Raw genomic sequence first — 18,038 nt, 5'->3', positions numbered from 1 at the left:
GATGTTTTTGACAAGTCGTCCAGACAGGCCCCCGTCCCGATCCTGTTTCCTCAGCCGCAATGCGGTATAATGGCAGCGACAGTCTGCCGGAGGTGCATTGTATAAAGGACGCCCAGATGGGTCAAAGAGACAATTCGGCGAATTCCAATCAACAGATGTCGATCTTTTTAACGGACTTGGGTTGGATGGGGCTCACCGGCAACGGGAACCACGTCTATCGCCTGACGGTAGGACACAGTAGCGACGGCGAAGTTCGTGAGTCGATCTGCAAACAACAGGCGACCGACCACAATCCCCCGCCTGCCGATGCGGACTGGTTTCCCAACCTGCGGCGCCGCCTGCAAAAATACGGTCAGGGGGAATACGTCGACTTCTCCGACGTGCAGGTCGCATTTTCGAAACTGACCGCTTTCCAAGAATCGGTGATCTCCGCCACCCGCGCGATCGAGTACGGGCAGACGGTCTCCTACGGTGAATTGGCCGAACTGGCCGGCTACCCCCGCGCCGCCCGGGCCGTCGGCACGGTGATGTCCTCGAATCCTTTTCCCATCCTGATCCCCTGCCACCGTGTAGTCGCCTCCGGCGGAAAACTGGGCGGATACTCCGCCCCGCAAGGCATCAGTTTGAAAGAGAATTTGTTAGCGATGGAGGCCGAAGCGGTGCGCGGCTAGTTACTGCGGTTGTGCGGAGGTTAGAATTTCGTTTCATTGCGAGAACCCGTTTTAAAACCCGGTTGCGATTGATCTCGAAACGTTCAGATCAGCTTCAGTGAAACGCGTCAGAGGATTTTGAAACGACTTGTACAGGTAACAGAATCTTGTTCGTAGGCGTTCATCCTGCTGCAAGGCGTGATTGTTTGGTATGGAGTGAGCGGGAATGATGGGAGAATTCGATCCTTACCATAAGTGGCTGGGCATCTCTCCGAGAGACCAGCCACCGAGCCATTATCGCTTGCTTGGGATTGATCAATACGAATCCGATCCAGAGGTCATTGAAGCTGCAGCAGAACGGCGGATGTCGTTTCTGCATCAATATGTCACGGGTGATCATATCGCGGATGCCCAAGGGCTGCTCAACGAACTTGCAGCAGCGCGAGTTTGTTTATTAGACCCCATACGTCGCCGCACTTACGATCAGCAACTCGCGAGGCTTGCCAAGCCTTCTTCTTCCCTAAGTCATAGGCCGGCGAGATTTCGCATCATTCTCATGAGTGTTGCCCTCTCGGCAATCGCCGTGTTGATCGGTGTGTTTGTTTTCTTATCGCGAGTGAGAGACACGGATCAACGCGGCGACGTCGCCGATCAGACAATCTTAACTCCAAACAGCAACGCCGGTATTCCCCCCAGCAATGGCCGTGAACTCGCGGGGGACGAAGCGGAGTTGTCCCGACCTTCCAATGAATCCGACGCGTTGAACAACTCGAATGAAGTCGTCAGCGACGCTGATCAACAGTTTGTGCTTGAGGACTCTGGTCCTAGCAACGAGTCCGCAACTGTCGAGCCCCCACCAATAGTGATCGACCCTGGTCCCAATCCCGATCCCGATAAACCGGATCCGGCTCAAAACGCAGTTGAAGCCCAACCCGATCGCCCACCTACTGTCACGGAGCAAGCGACCACGGTTACGCCGAACGACGAGATCACTGCTGACACGAAACTTAAAATCCCCGATGAATCCTCCCAAATCGTCGCGCAACGAAAGATTCGCCAGCTGTTCGAAAAAGACTTTCGGTACGCCAGTCGCACAGAAGCAAAAACGGCCCTGGCAAAAAAACTACTCGAACTCGGGAAACAAAAGGACCTCGATCCCTCCGAAAGGTACGTCAGCCTCACGTTGGCCAAAGAGCTGGCAGACACAACTGCAGACGATCAGTTGGCCGAAGAATCAGTGACCGAGCTCGACCGCTGGTACGATGTTGACGTGTTTGCCTTCAAACATGCGATCTTACGCCGACAGTTCCGATTAACACGTCAACCGGAAGCCTTCTCAAAACTTGCCGAGAAAGCATTGCAAAACGCGCAAGACGCACTTCGCGCGAGACGCTATGAATCGGCGTCGAAAATTGCCGCGTTGTCGCAAGTTATCGCCCGAAAGTCCAAGAATCCCAGGCTCATGGTGGAAACGCGCGTCGTGCATGATCGAACGCAGCAACTGCGAGACGAATCGATCGATGCGATGAACGCGAGAAAACTCTTAGCGACGCAGCCGCTCGATGGACGCGCTAATGATACGTTGGGGCACTTCCTCTGTTTTGTGGAAAACGATTGGGAACAAGGAAGGTTTTATCTCGCGCAATCCGATCACGAGGAAATTAAACGGGCCGCTCAACTTGAGCAAAAACAGAACACGACTGAAGTCTCCCAGATGGGAGATGCTTGGTGGAAGTTAGCCGAACGAGCCACTGGCGAGCGTCGACAACGTTACCAGCAACGTGCTCGACATTGGTATGAACAGGCGACGACGACACCGGGGACGTTTCAACAGAAATTGATTGCTTCTCGCATTCAGCAGGCTTTGGAGGACCCGTTCTCTGACCAAAAATTCTTCCTGACCGATCTGCCGGAGTTTGACCTGATTCTGGGACCGTGGGGATTTGCCAAGCACGGCAAAAAAGGGGCCTATCATCCGGATCCAATCATGGTCCATGGAAGTCATGTTGAAAATGGAATCGGCATGCACCCTCCCGGCGGCGGGCATTCGCGTGCGCGATACAACCTGAGAGGAAAATTTGGCACGTTACTCGGAGGAGCGGTCCTCGCAGGCGCAGCTGGGAGTTCCGGCGAATCGCCGGTGACATTCAGCATTCTCGCAGACAATCGCGTGCTCTGGACATCAAAGCCCCAACAAACTGCTCAGCAAGTCGAAGATTTTGCCATCGATATTCGCGACGTCGAAGTACTAGAACTGCGAACAACCTGTCCAGGAGGCGCGAATAATTGCCACGCCTGTTGGGTCGATCCCTACGTGATTCGTGAAGGGGGCCTTGTCCGCCGGAAACGCTAATCCCGCGAGAGCGGCCGCGCGTCACTTCGTTCGGCTGTAGGCTGTAGTCTTTAGACCAGAGGGTTGGCAGCCGCTCAACAGTAGGCCATCGAAAGCCAACCTCCGCCCCCCCACCAGCTCCTCACACTGCCGACTCCTTCTGGCCACTAGCCACCGGCTACTCGCTACTTCGTTCGGCTGCAGACTGTCGTCCATAGACCGTAGGGTGAGCAGCCGATCAACACGAGGCGATCCACAGCCAAATCCCGCCCCAGACCAGCCCTACTGCCTACTGCCTACCGCCTACTGCCTACTGCCTACTGCCTACTGCCTACTGCTCACGACCACGCCCGCCGAAAGAAATCCACCCAGTTGCGGTACATGATCCCCTCCACATCGGCGTCGCTGTAACCGCGGGATTTGAGGATTTCTCCTAGTTTGTACAGATCGGCGATCGTATCTAGGTCGTGGGGGGATTGTTCCTTGCCGAAGCCGCCGTCCAGGTCCGAGCCGATGCCGCAGTGGTTGGCGTTGCCAGCGATTTGGCAGATGTGGTCGATGTGGTCCGCTAATGTCGACAACGTACACGCGTCGCTCGGTTGCGTGACGCCAATGACCCAGCCGGGTTGGATCATCCAGGCATCCATGGCGGCGCCGATGACCGAACCGCGTTCGATCAGGGCTTTGATTTGTTCATCCGTCAATTGCCGGTCGGCGTCGACCAGTGCGCGGCAATTGTGGTGGCTGGCAAGGACCGGACCTTCGAAGATGTCCAGTGCTTCCCAAAAAGATTGATCCGCCAAGTGCGTGGCGTCCAACAACATGCCGACGGCATCCATCGCTTTGAGCAGCGCCGGCCCGTCTGCTTTTAAGCCCCCTTGGCTGCCGGTGCCGAAACAATATGGGTTCTCGCCGTAATGCGCGGGGCCCAAAATGCGTAGGCCTAAGTCATACCAGTGGTGAATCTGTTCCGGGTTTTGAACCGGCTGGCTCCCCTCCATGCTCAGGATGTAGCCCATCGGCAACTCATCCGTATTGCCGCTTTCCCACTCAGCCACGTGTGCATCCAATGTCGCCACATCGGTGATCGGCCGCAGCACGCCCCGTTCGACCATCGCTTGGTAATACGCCATTTGGCCCCGGGCAGCTCCGTAGTCCGCTTCGCGGGACTGGTAAAACGTTCGCACCGCATCTTTGCGATGCAGCCGAGCGATCAGCGTCGAGATGGTGAGAAACACATTGCCTTTCCGTAGCTCCGTCCAGGAAACGGTGTTTTCACCTGGTACGATATCCGTAAATTGACGCTCGAACTTGCGAATCTCGCTGACCGGCAGCATCAAATCGCGGTTGAATTCCAGTGCATTCCAAGCCATGTCCAGGTGGGCGTCGAAAATCAACATATTGCTGCAGGCCTTGTTTTAGCTACGTGGTGGGAATTTTTGTGGAGGTTGCCTGACGATGGTTTTCGTCGGGTGAGAAACCACTTTAACGCGCATGCGAATTAGTTGAAATGGAGGCGACCGACAATCATGCCGTCGGTTTTGCGTATGGCACGCCGATGACGACCGCAAGCGGTCGGTTTGGGAAATGGACGGGACCGTCAATGCATCACGGTTCGATTTCTTGACTGTGGTCGCTTTCCTCATCGATAGTTCACTGTTTATGCTGGTATAGTCATTGGTCTATCCGAACAGATATTTATCGAACAACGACGAGGTTACCCCATGCACCGCGCTTTTGTCCCGTTTTGTACGCTCATTGTATTGACAGCCGTCAGCGGCACTGTCCTTGGCGACGAAGCTGAGAAACCATTACGGCGGGATTATACGATTCCCGTGGTCGATTTGGCCGGAGAGACCGAGCGGCAAGTCGTCGTCGACCGCGAGCCGGGGCAGTACCTGGGGCATCCGACGACGGTGTTATTGGAAGACAATCAGACAATGATTTGCGTCTATCCCCAAGGGCATGGTCGCGGCGCGATTGTGATGAAACGCTCGACCGATGGCGGATTGACTTGGTCGGAGCGTCTGCCTGTGCCGGAAAACTGGTCGACATCAAAAGAAGTCCCCACGATTCATCGCGTGATCGACAAGCAAGGCGTAAAACGGTTGATCATGTTTTCGGGGCTGTACCCGATTCGCATGGCGGTCTCCGAAGATGACGGCGCCAGTTGGTCTCCGCTGAAACCGATCGGCGATTTCGGTGGAATCGTCACCATGTCTTGCGTAGGCCGTTTGGCCAATGGCGACTACATGGCGCTGTTTCACGACGACGGCCGTTTTCTCCGTAAGGACTCCAAACAAACCAAACCGGTGCAGTTCCATCTCTACAAAACTGTCAGCAGCGACGGCGGTTTGACTTGGAGCCAACCGGAAGTGATCGCCCAACACCCACAAGCGCATCTGTGCGAACCGGGCTGGATTCGCTCGCCGGATGGGAAACAGATTGCCGTGTTGCTGCGGGAAAATAGCCGCACGCTGAATTCGTTTGTTATCTTTTCCGACGACGAAGGTCAGACCTGGACCAAGCCGCGACAACTTCCGGCGGCATTGACCGGCGACCGACATACGGGCCGTTACACACCCGATGGGCGGTTGTTCATTTCCTTCCGCGACACCACCCACGAGAGTCCCACCAAAGGGGACTGGGTCGGCTGGGTCGGAACGTACGACGACATCGTCAACGGAACCGAAGGGCAATACCGTGTGCGGTTGATGGACAATCATCGCGGAGCCGACTGTGCGTACCCCGCCGTCGAGTTGCTGCCCGATGGCACGTTTGTCACGACGACGTACGGCCATTGGGAAAAAGGGAAGAAACCCTATATCGTCAGCGTTCGTTTCACAATGGACGAACTCGACGCCAAGGCCAAAAAATAATCCGCCCGCCAATTCATCCCGTCAGCCCCCGGCTTTGCCGGGGGGTAACGCGGATTGGTCATTTACCCCCCGGCAAAGCCGGGGGCTGAGGGGGGGGGGGGTGTTATTGCACCATCGCCAGGAATTCGTCTTCGGTCAGCACGGGGACGCCCAGGCTGGTCGCTTTGTCGAGTTTGCTGCCCGCTTTTTCGCCGGCGACGACGTAGTCGGTCTTCTTCGACACGCTGCCAGCTGCCCTTCCGCCATGATTGCGGATCAATTCCTTGATCTCATCGCGGGTGAATTTTGTCAGCGTGCCGGTCACGACGATCGTTTTCCCGTCGAAGATCAAATCACCCTCTGCTGTTTCTTGCGCCTCAACCGGTTCGCCGAAATTCAATCCGAACCCGCGTAACTCCTCAACAATGCCGCGGCCGACGTCGGAATGGAAAAACTGAGACACCGCCGCAGCAATGACCGGGCCGATTTCATCGACTTCGGCCAACTGTTCCTCGGTTTGCTGCATGATTTCATCCAACGTGCCGAACTGCCGCATTAAGACCTGTGATGTGTTCGTACCGACGTGACGAATATTCAAACCGGTCAGCAGCCGCCAGAGCGGTTGTGTCTTGGAACCTTCGATGGCGGCGAGCAGGTTGTCGACCGATTTTTCTCCCATCCGTTCCAGTGCGAGCAGTTCTTCGCGGCGATCGGGCAAGCGATACACATCGGTCAGGCTCGTCAACAGCTTGGCCGCTAGCAACTGTTCAATCAGTTTGATGCCCAACCCCTCAATATCCATCGCCGACCGCGAGGCAAAGAACCGCAAGGTTTCGCGCAATTGCGCGGGGCAGTCGGGATTGGGGCAGCGGACGTAGACGCCTCCCTCGTCTTGCACCGCCGGTGTATCGCACACAGGGCAATTCTTAGGAAACGCGAATTCCTCTTCGGTCCCGTCGCGACGCTCTTCTTCAACACGCACAACGTGTGGAATGATCTTGCCCGCTTTTTCCACCACAACCCAGTCGCCGATACGAACGCCCAACCGTTCGACTTCGTCGCGATTGTGCAAACTGGCTCGCGAGACAGTCGTGAGATCGATTTCCACCGGTTTGAGATGGGCCACGGGTGTCAGCGCGCCGGTCTTGCCGACTTGGATGTCGATGCTTTCAATCTGCGTGACCGCTTCGTATTTCTCCCACTTGTAGGCCAAAATCCAGCGCGGGCTTTTGCTGGTCCGCCCCAACTCCTCCTGGACTTCCCGGTCATTGACCTTGAGCACGATGCCGTCAACTTCAAAGTCCAACGAGTGCAAGTTCTCTATGAACGTTTCACATTGGGTCAGCGCCGCATCGAGGGACGGGCAGAGCGTGACGCCGGGAGTGGTGGGGATACCCCAATTGCGGATGGCGGTGAGGAATTCCATCTGCGTGGGGAATTCGACACCTTCCACATACCCCGCGCCGTGAGCAAAAAACCGCAGCTTGCGTTGAATGGCGATTTTGGGATCGAGCAACTTCAGCGCGCCGGCGGCGGAGTTGCGGGGATTGATGAAGACTTGCTCACCCGCTTGGACCTGCGCTGCTTTGATATGCGCAAAGTCGGGATTGCTGATGAAGACTTCGCCGCGCACTTCGAGCACGGGAGGAGGATTGTCTCCCCGCAAACGCAACGGCACACCCCGTAAAATGCGGGCATTGTGCGTGATGTCATCCCCCTGCCGCCCATCGCCGCGGGTCACGCCTTGCACCAACAGACCGTTTTCGTAAATCAGTGAAATGGCCACGCCGTCAATTTTGTATTCCGCCACATAGGCCAAGTCGTCGTCGCTGCCGAGCAGTTTTTTGAGCCGCGTGTCGAAATCGCGTACAGCGTCGACATCATAGACATTGTCGATCGACAACATCGGCTCACGGTGCTCGACCGTCTTGAACCCGGCAATCGGTTCGCCACCCACCTTGTGCGAGGGGCTGTCGGGCGTGTCAAATTCGGGGTGTTGTTGTTCGAGCGCTTCGAGTTGCTTGAGCAGTTTGTCGAATTCACGGTCCGGAATTTCCGGGCGTGCCTCGACATAATACAAGTAACTATGCCGCCGCAATTCGTCGCGGAGCTTTTCAATTTGCTTTTGAACTTTGGCAGACATGGCGGACAGCGCTGTGGGAGAAATGGCTGACCGGGAGGGCGAGGCTCCCGCCGAGCCGCGAGATTGGAAACCGTTGGGGCAGCGCGCGGCTCAGCGGGAGCTTCGCCCTCCCGCCACACGAAATCGCGAGGCGTTCAATCGGTGCATTTGTTCATGATCGGCACCATGCAGAGGAATTTCATCGGGGCATCGCCCGTATTGCGAAATTGGTGCACCTCGTCAGAGACGACGTAGATGCAGTCGCCGGCAGCGATCGAATGTTCGGTCTCCCCTTCGTAGACCCGTCCGTTCCCTTCGAGCACATAGACTTCATGTTCGTAGGGATGATTGTGCTTGGGGGTTTCGCCTCCCGGTTCGAGTTCGAACATCCGCATGGCGAAATTGGGAGCCCCGTCGTCCTCGCCGATCAACCACCGTACCTTGGCGCCGACGGCTCCTTCCATCTCGACCGGGGTTTGCGTGATCGCTTCGTGATTGCGAACTTTCATGATTCGGGCCCTTTCGTGGACGTTTCCGCTTCAGGCGGGTTGGTGATGGTCAAGCGGTTTTCGCGCAACGTTCGTAGCCGGTCGACGGTCATGGCCAGAAAACCGAGCGTCAAAATAGCCCCCACTTCGACACCGATCAGAATTCCGGCATAGTCATTGAGGAATTTCGCCACCGGCGCACGTGGGTCACTGAGCGTCGCCATGGTGACGGCCAGAATAGTAATCGCAAACAACGTCCCGGCGACGATTGTCAGCGGAAAAAAAATGTTGTTGCGGGGCGGGATCTCAGGCATCGTTTTAAACTCGGCCGTGTTGAGAAAACAGGGGTTCACTATAGCGGAATTATAGGCGCTCTTGTTGGCCGTCGCGAGTACAACGTCAGGCATTTCGCTTGCGATCGACGCCCTAGATCGGTAGGACGGATGGGAGACCGTGCTAATAAACGGCTCTTCGATGCCCCGACACTGAGTTTCGACACTGCTGATTCTACACCGATTTTACGGATCTGCCCATGCCCCCTCAGGATGCCCCCCTGCACGACCCCACCGCCTTGGCTGGAATCGGCAATCTGGAGGTCGTGGCCAAACGGATCGTCGAGGGGTTCATGATGGGGCAACACCTCAGCCCCCACAAAGGCTCCAGCGTCGAATTTGTGGAGCATCGGCAATATCACCCCGGCGACGAAGTCCGCCACATCGATTGGCGGGCCTATGGAAAGACTAAGCGATATTTCGTCAAAGAGTATGAAGACGAAACCAATCTTCGCTGCCGGCTGATCGTCGATTGCTCCGGCAGCATGGCGTATGCGGGCAAGACACTCAGCAAACTCGCCTATGCCCGACAATTGGCGTCCGCTTTGGGATATCTGTTGCTACAACAACGCGACGCCGTGGGTTGGGTAACATTCGATACGAAGATTCGCGACAACATCGAACCCTCCGCAAAGCCACAGGCATTTCCGCAACTCGTACAGTCATTGAGCAATGTTGTTCCCGGGGGCGAAACCAGTCTGGGGTCGGTGCTCGAACGGATCGTCCCCACGCTCAGCCGCCGCAGCTTAGTGGTCCTGCTGAGCGATTGCTTTGATGATCTCGACGATTTGTCCCGCGCGCTGCGGCAATTTCGACACGCGCGGCATGAAGTGCTGCTGTTTCATATCGTCGCCCCCGAAGAAGAAGAATTCCCTTTCAGCCGCCCCACGCAATTCCGCGACTTAGAAGGCACGCATTCACCGCAACTAGTCGACCCCCATCGCCTGCGTTCGCACTATTTGACCAAGTACCGCGAATTCTGTAATGAATTGCGAGGTCTCTCGACGGGAATCGGTGTCGATTATTGTCCCTTCACCACAGCCATGCCCTACGCCCGCGCTTTAGGAGCTTATCTGGATGCCCGAGCACGGGTGACGAAAGGGCGGCGTTAAAACAAGCGATGGTCCGGTTGAAATAAAAACAGGGGTGGCCGCGATAGCTCTGCTATCGGGGCGGGCACAGCCCGCAAGAAGCCGCAATTTCCGCGCTCTTATTACAAGCAAAGTCTAGTCGGCAAGGACAGCTAAAATTGCTGCGTCTTGTGCCTACGGCACACCGATTGCCGTTGGCAATCGCTGCCACCCTGTGCTTGTTCTGTGTTGCTTGTGGCGTGAGGATGATTGTGCATGGGAATGTCCATCGACATGCGAAACCCTCACCCCGGCCCTCTCCCAGAGGGAGAGGGAGAAATCGTCGTTGAGCGAAACCCTGCCGGTCATCTTCCAAAAACCAATCACCCCCTGCCCTACTGCCTACTGCTTCTGGCCACTGGCCACCGACCACCGGCCACTAGTCCCCCCTCCCCCCGCGGGGACTCCTCTTTACCCGTCGGGCAATCTATGCCAACATCCGCCCATGATCATGAATTCCACAAATCTGATCCTATTATTCGTCGTCTGCGGCGGTCTGGTTGCAGTGCTGTTGATCAATGCGCTGCGACTGCGGCGGCGCGACGGTGGTGCTGTGGTTGATTCGAACGTCAAGAATACAGGCACACAAAAAATCGACGTGAAAACACCGGGACCTGCTTTGTGGCGGCGGACAATCTTGATCGCCTTGCTGGGCACCGGCATGCTGTTGCTGCTGCCGCTCGCCACCGCCTTGCATGCTGCAGAACCGGTGGCGGCGAATCGTTTAGAGGCGTTTGTGCGGACGTTGGTTTTTCTGGCTCCGTTGCTGTTGTGCGTATTCTATGGCTGCCGGTTGGGGCGACCGGATGTGAAGTGAGACGACCATGTGGACAACCTTCTTGATCCTCTGTTGTGGAATCCCGGCAGCGGTCTGTTGGATGATCGCCATTGAGGAATACCTCATCCCCGGCCATCGCCTCACGCGTGCCCGTCTGCTTCAACGTTTGCGACAAATCTTCGGGGCGGGACTGATCTCCCAGCCTGCATCCGTCGCACAATCAGTCGGTGGGGCATTTCGGCTCTTTGTCTGGACGGCGGCACTGGGGAGTGTGTTGGCCGAAATGATGTCCGCTTGGCCGGCGGCTGAGGGGATTGCCATTTGGCTAGTTGTCGCGTGCGGCGGGTTGGAAATCGTGCGTTACCTTCCGGTGGCGGGGGGGTGCGGGGAATTCGCAGCGCTGCTCCGCAGCATGACCACCTGGCTGACGATCATCTGCGCACTGGCCGGTCTGGGATTTTTATTCGGCAGTTATAATCTCGCCAATCTCGCAGAATTCCAAGCGCAAGCGGGATCCTGGACTGCAGCGATACAACCGTTGGGTTGCGCGGTATTTGTGATTGCAGTCGGGGCCCTGTCTCTGAGGCGGCTGGATCTATCGCATGAGATTGAATTGATCGTGTATCTCCAGTGCATCGTCTTGGCGCTGTTGGCGGTCGGGCTGTTCGGCGGAGGCTGGTATTTCTGGGGAATCACGACGTACACTACCGACGACACTCTCACTGCAGCCGCCGTGGTTCTACGGGCGATGGTGGTGGCCGTCAAATTGGCGGCTGTTTTGTGCGGGTTGGCATGGTTGCGGACAAAATGTGCGGCGCGGCAAACGTCTGACGTCGAGAGCATCGCCGGAAACGTGTTGCTGGCGGTAGCGGGGACGAATTTGATGATCGCGTTGACCACCGAAACGTGGTTACGTCCCGATGATTTCATGACGCGGGGATTGTTGTCATGGATCGTCGCCAGCGGGATGATCACCTACGGGTTGATGTTTCACCGGACGCACGTAACCGCGCTGTGGAAAGGCATGGTTGTCGACAACACAGAAACCGGCTGTTAGCCCCTGTTTGTTAAAGAGCGGGACGTGATCGCGGGCTTGTCGCGTCCCCAGGTGAGGATTTTTCCAGGGATTCACGGATGAGCGTGCAAGGACTGCCGATAACGACTTTGATCGTCTGCGGACTGGGGGCTGGGGGAGTCTCTCTCCTGCTGACGCAGCGCGTACCCGCACCGCGGCGCACGGGAACTGCTGTCGCCGTCATTGCCTTGGCCGCCCTGTTGAGTTTGTTCCCACTGACCGGCGGTGATTCGCTCATCACGACCTCGTCGTCGTTTGTCTCAACACTTTGCTTTCTCATTCCGGCCGGTTGTGGATTGGTGGCAACAATTGCCGTCATGACCTGCCGCTGTCGTCGCCGTGGAATGGCCTGGTTTGTTGTCGCTGTCTTGGCCAATACGACGCTGCTTTTTGTCGGCGGCATGGTGATCGTCGGTGTGATGAACCTCATCGTCAACGTGGGATTTCTCGGCCCTCTGCTCCTCTTTGCCGCCGTTTCGGAAACGAACGACGAATCTCCCCCCGAGTCGTCCTGGAGATTCACCGGGCTCGCCTGTGCGTTCACCGCTTTGTTATTCACCGGACTACTCAGCGCACTTCCATCCGCCGTGGCTGCGGAACCGCCCCGCGCGACAGCTATCGCAGATTCCGCCACTCGATTGGGCTGGAGTGACTTGGGACGATCGCTGTTGTTCGATCATGGAATCAGCCTGACCGTTGTCAGTCTGCTGTTGATGATCGCCATGGTGACCGTGCCCCGTATGATGACGGGCGGATCTTCGGAGCCGACAGCGCAAACCGTGGAGGGCACAGCGGCATGACAATCGATCCGGCACTGTTGCACAATCTACTCGTGTTCGCGATGTTTCAGTTCGTCGCGGGAACTCTTTGCGTACTCTGCCGGCGAAGTTTGTTCCACCTGCTGCTAGGGGGGCAAATCATGCTGCAAGGAGCATGTGTCGCCCTTGCCACCCTCAGTGCAGCGCGGGAAGATGTCGGCGGCGCTGCTTGGTTGTTCCTGATCGGGGGCATGGCCGCTGCTCAAATCGCTATGGCAATTACGTTTTATCGGGTCCTATCCCGCCGACGCACCATCGAAACCGGGCATCCTCAGGAAGGTTGCCGCACGTGATCCACGTTAGTCTCATTTCGACTTTTTTGATTCCACTCGCGGCCTGCATCGTCGTGCTGCTTGGGGGATGGCTGCGCATGCCCCGCGCCGGCCGGGCGGTCGCTGGTTTCGGGGGACTGGCCACCACAGCCGCCGGCGCGACATTGTTGTTTGTCACTTCGCAGCAAACGGAGCCAGTGCAAGTGGCCCTGGGTGAATGGTTTTCCTTGCCGGGACAAATCCCATTCACCGTCTCGCTGTCATTGGTTGCCGACCACATGACCGCATGGCTGATTTTTGTCGTCACAGTTGTTGGCGGGCTGATTGTTCTGCATGCGGCAACGGCAGTTTCATCCACAACCACGGATTGGCGCCGGTTGTGTTTGCTTTTGGGTGCGGTCAGCGCGACCGTCTTGGTACTGGCCTCCGAGAATTTTCTGCAATTGATCGTGGCTTGGCAGTTGTTGGCCGTAGCTGTGTGCGGTTTGGCGGGGGAGGGAGCGGCTGATTTGCGACGTCGCATGGCTGTGCGAAAAACTGCAATTGTGCTTTCAGTCGGTGGGTGTGGATTGCTGATTGCGGCATGTATTTTGTGGACGACGACGGGAACGTTGGATATCGCGCAGCTACTGGCCGCCGTTCATGATCGTGAATTCACCAGTCAGGAGACGATCGCCGGGATCGGTATTTTGGTGGCGGCCATTGCGGGTTGCGCACAGTTTCCGCTGTGGGTTTGGTTGCCCGATGCTGGCGAAGAATCTCCCACGGCGGCGGCATGTTTGCAATGCGTGGGCAGCGGCGTCGCCGGGATTTCTCTGTTGCTACGCTTCCAAACGTTTCTCGCGCACATGCCCAATGGATTATTGGTGGTGGCCGCTATCGGCGGAGGAACGGCGTTGGCCGCCGGGTGGATCGCTGCTACGCTGATGTCCCGTGCACGACTTCTCGCTTTTGTTACGATTGCGAACCTGGGATTGATCTGGCTGGCTGTGGGAACCGGCGCGCCGGGTGGTATCGCAGTAGCCGGGATGCAGTTGGCCATCCTCTCGACCGGCATGACGGTTATCTGTCTGGCAACTGGCCGCTCGCGCATGGAAAAAATAGTATCTCTTAGCGCGACCATCGGGCTGTGTGGAGTTCCCCTGCTCTCGGGTTTTTGGAGCCTAAAGTCTATTCTTTCCCTCGTCCGCAACGCGGGCGATGTCGCCGACGCGACGGAATCAACGTGGTGGTCGGTGTTTTTCTGGTGTGCGGTGGGGGCGATTTTTTTTACGACGGTCGGCCTGTTCCGATTATTGTGGCCCTCAGCTGCCCACGATTTAGCTATGCGTGAAAACCATGCAAAGGCAGCGTCCCCCACTTGGCCTCAACAAGCCATGTTGCTGCTGCTCGCCGGGGCGACCTTGGCTGCGGGTGCGGTGCTTGGTCCGCTGACCGGTTGGCTGAACAATTATTTATTGCCCGGTGTCGCGCCGGTGAGTGAGGATCGTTTTTTACAAATCATCGTCGCCGCGACGGTTGTGGGCGGCGGCGTTACGTCATGGCTGGCGCGCGTTGCCGAGAGTCGTCTTCCCACCCCGGTCGCGCGCCTCTTGCGACCGTTCACGACCTTGGGGAGTCGCGAATTCTTTTTGCGTGACTATTACTTCTTAGGCGTCGCACTGCCGCTACGCGCCGGATCGTTGCTCTGCCGGTTTGTGGATTGGTTTTTTATTGATCGCATTCTCATCGGCACGTTTGCGAGACTACCGGTCAGATTCGCGAAATCCGCGCAGTCGCTGCAAAACGGCTTGATCCAGTTTTATGCCTTGATGATCGTGGCGGCAGTGGCCATGATTTTCGCGGTCGTCCTCTGGTCCGGCACCGACGTGCCCTGACCATCCCTTCCGGCGTCGCCTGAAACGATTTGATGTCCGACATAGTCTCTTCACTCGTCCTGCTCCCACTGGCCGGTGCCATAACCGTGCTTGTTGGGGGGCGTGCGCGCCCACGGGCTGCGCAGGGGATCGCGACCAGCTTCACTGCCGCGGCTTTGGTGGCAACAATCTGGATGGCCGTTACTCATGATCCACAGGCCGACGTCGCTCCCAGCCACTCCGGAGCAATATTCTATCCGCCGACATGGCACATCGATGGGATCAACGTTTGGTTGCTGGTGTTGACGGCCTTGCTGACCTATGCCGCTGTGTTAATCACCGTCACCCGCGCCCATCCACGGACTGATTTGTATTTGGCATGTCTGCTGACTCTGGAAGCGGGACTGCTGGGAGTCTTTGCGACGGACAATCTTCTGTGGTTCTTTTTCTTTTGGGAAGTAACACGTGTGGCGCTGTTCTTTTTGATCGGCGGCTGGGGAGGAACCGATCGACGGCCGGCGGCGATCAAGTTCTTTCTGTTTACCCTCGTCGGCAGCGGTTTGACATTTGCCGGCTGCGGGCTGTTGGTGCTTTCGCACTACTGGATGTCGGGCAGCGCGGAGTTCACGTTGAACCTGCGGCAATTGATTTCGGAATTGCCACAACTCGTCGCGGCCAGTTCCGCAAACACCCAGTATTGGGCCGGGATTGAACTGTGGTTGTTTGCGGCGATTGGTTTGGGGTTTGCGATTCAGGTGCCATTGTTTCCACTACACATTTGGTTGCAGGATGCTGCGGTCGAAGCGCCGACGGCGGGTCTGTTGATGTTGTGCGGCGCTTGGATAAAAATCGGCCTTTATGGCTGGCTGCGTTTGTTGTTGCCACTCTTCCCCGGACTGTGCGGCGACCTGGCGGGGTATTTTCTCTGGCCGGCCGCCATCGGGACGATCTATGGCGTGATGCTGGCGCTGGTGCAGGATGATCTTAAACGCTTGACGGCAAACTTGACTGTCAGTTATGCCAGCTTTTCGGTACTGGGACTGTTTTCAAGCACCCTGATCGGCATCAACGGCAGCCTGTTGGCGCTGTGTAGTCATGGGTTGTCGCTGGGAATCGTGATCTGTGTGACTAGCGCGTTGTTCACGCGGTTTCGCACGCGTGAAGCCGAAGCGTTTAGCGGATTAGCGAGTCGATATCCTCGCTTGGCAGGTGTGACGTTTGTCGGCGTCGCCTCCTTGATCGCGTTGCCGCTGACCAGTGGTTTTGTCGCCACGGCCACAGTCTCCATGGGAGTCGCGCGAATTCATCCGGGCTTTGCGATCACCGGTCTGGTGGCGCTGGTGCTGTGCACGTGGTGTTTCTTGCGAGTCATGCAGCGTGTGTTTGGGGGAACGTTTCGCGAACCGGTCATCGATCATCCCTCCTGGACGCCGCAAGAATCTATCACCCATGCGATACGTGGGGATCTGAATCTGCGAGAAATGGCGGCTGTGCTGCCGCTGATCCTGGCGGTGTTGTGTATCGGCGTGGCGCCGCAACTATTCTTCAGCCGCACCGAAACGGCCGTGTCCCGCATCATTGCAGGACAACAGTCGCCGCCTGCTGCCGTAGAACGCGTTGATGACCGCAACTTGGATCGCTAGAAGGGGAGGCAGGTATGAACAATCCGACCCTCGCGATACTCTGCCCCCAGATCATTCTGGTTGCCACAGCCTGCTTGTTGCTGTTGGGGTTTCAACATCGTCGTCTCAGCAAGACATGGGTGGGCGCAATCGGCGTCTGCATATTCATTGCTGCCGGCGCCGCTAAAGCGTGGATTTCCTCCGGCGTTGATGCAACAGAGATCGCCGAGATTGCCGTCGATCCACATGTTGAGACACTGCAGTGGATCATGCTCGGCGTGGGAGGAGTATTCGCCGGCTTACTTTCACAACGGACTTGCGGCGAACAATCGGCTGTGGAAAGTGCGGCGATGTTGTTGTTCAGCACCGCTGGGGGGCTGTTGGCAGCGATGGCTGACGATCTGGTGCTGCTGACCACTGCGTTGGCCTTGGCCTACCTGCCGCTGGTTTTGATTTTGTTTGTGAGTGAGCGGACTCTAACGGCGAAGGGGGCGACGCTAAAATTCGCCGTCATGGCAGGCTTATCGCTGAGCCTGACTCTGTTGGGTTTCGTGTTCCTATATGCATGCACCGGCACGACGACGCTGTCGATAATGAATCTCCACGGAACTGCCGAAGCACATCAAACAGCTATGAATAGCGCCGCTTTGATCTTGCTGATCACCGGCTTGGCGATTCCACTGGCGGCTGTGCCGTTTCATTTTGCGATGGTCGACATCGTGGATGACGTCGACGGTTGGACTACGGGAGTCCTGTTGCTCGTGCCGCGTCTGGCCGCGATTTCTGCCTTACTGCGAATTTGCTTGTTGCCCTCTTCTGTTGCGGCGCACTTAGGAGTTGCCTTGCTGTTGGTTTTGGCGGTGATCACGCTGTTGGGAGGAGCGTTGATGGCGCTGACTCAAACTCGTGTTCCACGACTGTTGGCCAACTTGGCGATGGCCCAGACTGGTTGGTGGCTGCTGGGTCTGGCGGTCATCTGCTGGCGCGTCCAACAGGGAGACAGCCTGGAATTAGAGCAAGCCCGCGCCGCTTGGACCGGTCAATTGGGAGCGACATCCCTCGCGCTGGCCGGTTTGTCCGCCGTGTTTTTGTCCTTGGGCGGCGGCGATGAAAAATGCCGGTTCACGGATGAACTGACCGGGTTGTTGCGGACTGAGCCAATATTGGCGACGGCGGTTTTGCTATTTCTATTCAGCCTCGCAGGCCTACCGCCGCTGCTAGGTTTTTGGAGTCAGGCCGCTCTACTGTGGACGGCCTTGGCAGTGCAAGTGCCGAATCCGCTCGACTTGGTCGCGTTTCACGGCGGATTTGTCACCGCTGCCGGCGCAGGCGTCGTCGGTGGGTTAGTCATGGCCGGCGTTGCCGTACGCACGATCAGCCTGATGTTCTTCCATCCACCGTTGAACAAACCCCAACCACGACGAGGACGTGCAGCACGTCTTGTTGCCATCGCGCTGGCAGTCGCGATCATCGCCACGAGTCTCTTCCCGCGGACCGTGTGGGATTGGCTTATCCGTTAAGTACGCGGCCGCCGCTGGTAATAGCGCGGCCGCCAGCGCCGAGTTATAAAAAATAAACGGCGGTGATTTCGCAGCAGGCATGCCCACGCCAATTCCATCTCAATTAAACATGGGTCGCAAAACCACCGCCGTCGAGCACATTGGCTGATGAATCTGATTTAGCAGACAGCGGTGACAACACATTG

General features: G+C 57.2%; 15 protein-coding genes. 11 read left to right on the top strand and 4 right to left on the bottom strand.

Annotated features, from left to right (window positions below):
• Positions 1-116 precede the first annotated feature (116 nt).
• Together Mal52_RS03010 and Mal52_RS03005 are read left to right on the top strand one after the other, a co-directional pair.
• Positions 117-671, top strand: coding sequence for a methylated-DNA--[protein]-cysteine S-methyltransferase (locus Mal52_RS03010; RefSeq protein WP_197534625.1), 555 nt, complete (start codon positions 117-119; stop codon positions 669-671).
• A 205-nt stretch (positions 672-876) separates the two neighbouring features.
• The gene (locus Mal52_RS03005; protein WP_145374255.1) at positions 877-3,003 is read left to right on the top strand and encodes an NPCBM/NEW2 domain-containing protein; all 2,127 of its coding nucleotides are present in this window, start codon (positions 877-879) and stop codon (positions 3,001-3,003) included.
• A gap of 317 nt (positions 3,004-3,320) precedes the next feature.
• Here the strand turns inward: Mal52_RS03005 and Mal52_RS03000 are convergent, their stop codons facing one another.
• Entirely contained in the window at positions 3,321-4,382 is a 1,062-nt protein-coding gene (locus Mal52_RS03000; protein ID WP_145374254.1) for a dipeptidase, read from the bottom strand.
• Between the two features lie 324 nt (positions 4,383-4,706).
• Between Mal52_RS03000 and Mal52_RS02995 the strand changes: the two genes are divergently transcribed.
• Positions 4,707-5,861, top strand: a complete 1,155-nt coding sequence (locus Mal52_RS02995) for a sialidase family protein (protein WP_145374253.1) — start codon at positions 4,707-4,709, stop codon at positions 5,859-5,861.
• Positions 5,862-5,964: 103 nt separating this feature from the next.
• Here the strand turns inward: Mal52_RS02995 and ligA are convergent, their stop codons facing one another.
• From ligA to Mal52_RS02980, 3 genes are all read right to left on the bottom strand, one after another.
• A complete protein-coding gene (gene ligA, locus Mal52_RS02990; RefSeq protein ID WP_145374252.1) occupies positions 5,965-7,983 on the bottom strand; it encodes an NAD-dependent DNA ligase LigA in 2,019 nt (672 codons plus the stop codon).
• Between the two features lie 134 nt (positions 7,984-8,117).
• A complete protein-coding gene (locus Mal52_RS02985; RefSeq protein ID WP_145374251.1) occupies positions 8,118-8,471 on the bottom strand; it encodes a cupin domain-containing protein in 354 nt (117 codons plus the stop codon).
• Complete coding sequence (locus Mal52_RS02980; RefSeq protein WP_197534624.1) at positions 8,468-8,857, bottom strand: hypothetical protein; 390 nt, start codon at positions 8,855-8,857, stop codon at positions 8,468-8,470. Before Mal52_RS02980 ends, Mal52_RS02985 begins: the two co-directional genes overlap by 4 nt.
• A gap of 125 nt (positions 8,858-8,982) precedes the next feature.
• Between Mal52_RS02980 and Mal52_RS02975 the strand changes: the two genes are divergently transcribed.
• The 8 genes from Mal52_RS02975 (at position 8,983) to Mal52_RS02945 (ending at position 17,853) form a co-directional block, all read left to right on the top strand.
• Entirely contained in the window at positions 8,983-9,894 is a 912-nt protein-coding gene (locus Mal52_RS02975; protein ID WP_145374249.1) for a DUF58 domain-containing protein, read from the top strand.
• 469 nt (positions 9,895-10,363) lie between these two features.
• Positions 10,364-10,729 (top strand): hypothetical protein, encoded by a 366-nt coding sequence (locus Mal52_RS02970; RefSeq protein WP_145374248.1) that lies wholly within the window; start codon positions 10,364-10,366, stop codon positions 10,727-10,729.
• Positions 10,730-10,736: 7 nt separating this feature from the next.
• Positions 10,737-11,747 carry a hypothetical protein gene (locus Mal52_RS02965; protein ID WP_145374247.1) on the top strand — a complete coding sequence of 337 codons (1,011 nt, stop codon included), beginning with the start codon at positions 10,737-10,739 and terminating at the stop codon, positions 11,745-11,747.
• A 77-nt stretch (positions 11,748-11,824) separates the two neighbouring features.
• The gene (locus Mal52_RS02960) at positions 11,825-12,565 is read left to right on the top strand and encodes an NADH-quinone oxidoreductase subunit J (protein ID WP_145374246.1); all 741 of its coding nucleotides are present in this window, start codon (positions 11,825-11,827) and stop codon (positions 12,563-12,565) included.
• Positions 12,562-12,876, top strand: a complete 315-nt coding sequence (locus tag Mal52_RS29550; RefSeq protein WP_197534623.1) for an NADH-quinone oxidoreductase subunit K — start codon at positions 12,562-12,564, stop codon at positions 12,874-12,876. The genes Mal52_RS02960 and Mal52_RS29550 overlap by 4 nt, the downstream gene beginning before the upstream one ends.
• 77 nt (positions 12,877-12,953) lie before the next feature.
• The gene (locus Mal52_RS02955; protein WP_197534622.1) at positions 12,954-14,732 is read left to right on the top strand and encodes a proton-conducting transporter transmembrane domain-containing protein; all 1,779 of its coding nucleotides are present in this window, start codon (positions 12,954-12,956) and stop codon (positions 14,730-14,732) included.
• A 32-nt stretch (positions 14,733-14,764) separates the two neighbouring features.
• On the top strand, positions 14,765-16,354 hold the full coding sequence (locus Mal52_RS02950; protein ID WP_145374243.1) for a complex I subunit 4 family protein: 1,590 nt from the start codon (positions 14,765-14,767) through the stop codon (positions 16,352-16,354).
• Positions 16,355-16,368: 14 nt separating this feature from the next.
• A complete protein-coding gene (locus Mal52_RS02945; RefSeq protein ID WP_145374241.1) occupies positions 16,369-17,853 on the top strand; it encodes a proton-conducting transporter transmembrane domain-containing protein in 1,485 nt (494 codons plus the stop codon).
• The last annotated feature ends 185 nt before the right edge of the window (positions 17,854-18,038 follow it).

The sequence above is a fragment of the Symmachiella dynata genome, from assembly GCF_007747995.1.
GTDB lineage: Bacteria > Planctomycetota > Planctomycetia > Planctomycetales > Planctomycetaceae > Symmachiella > Symmachiella dynata.
The sequence above is the reverse complement of the archived record's forward strand: the minus strand, read 5'-3'. Positions and strand labels throughout refer to the sequence as shown.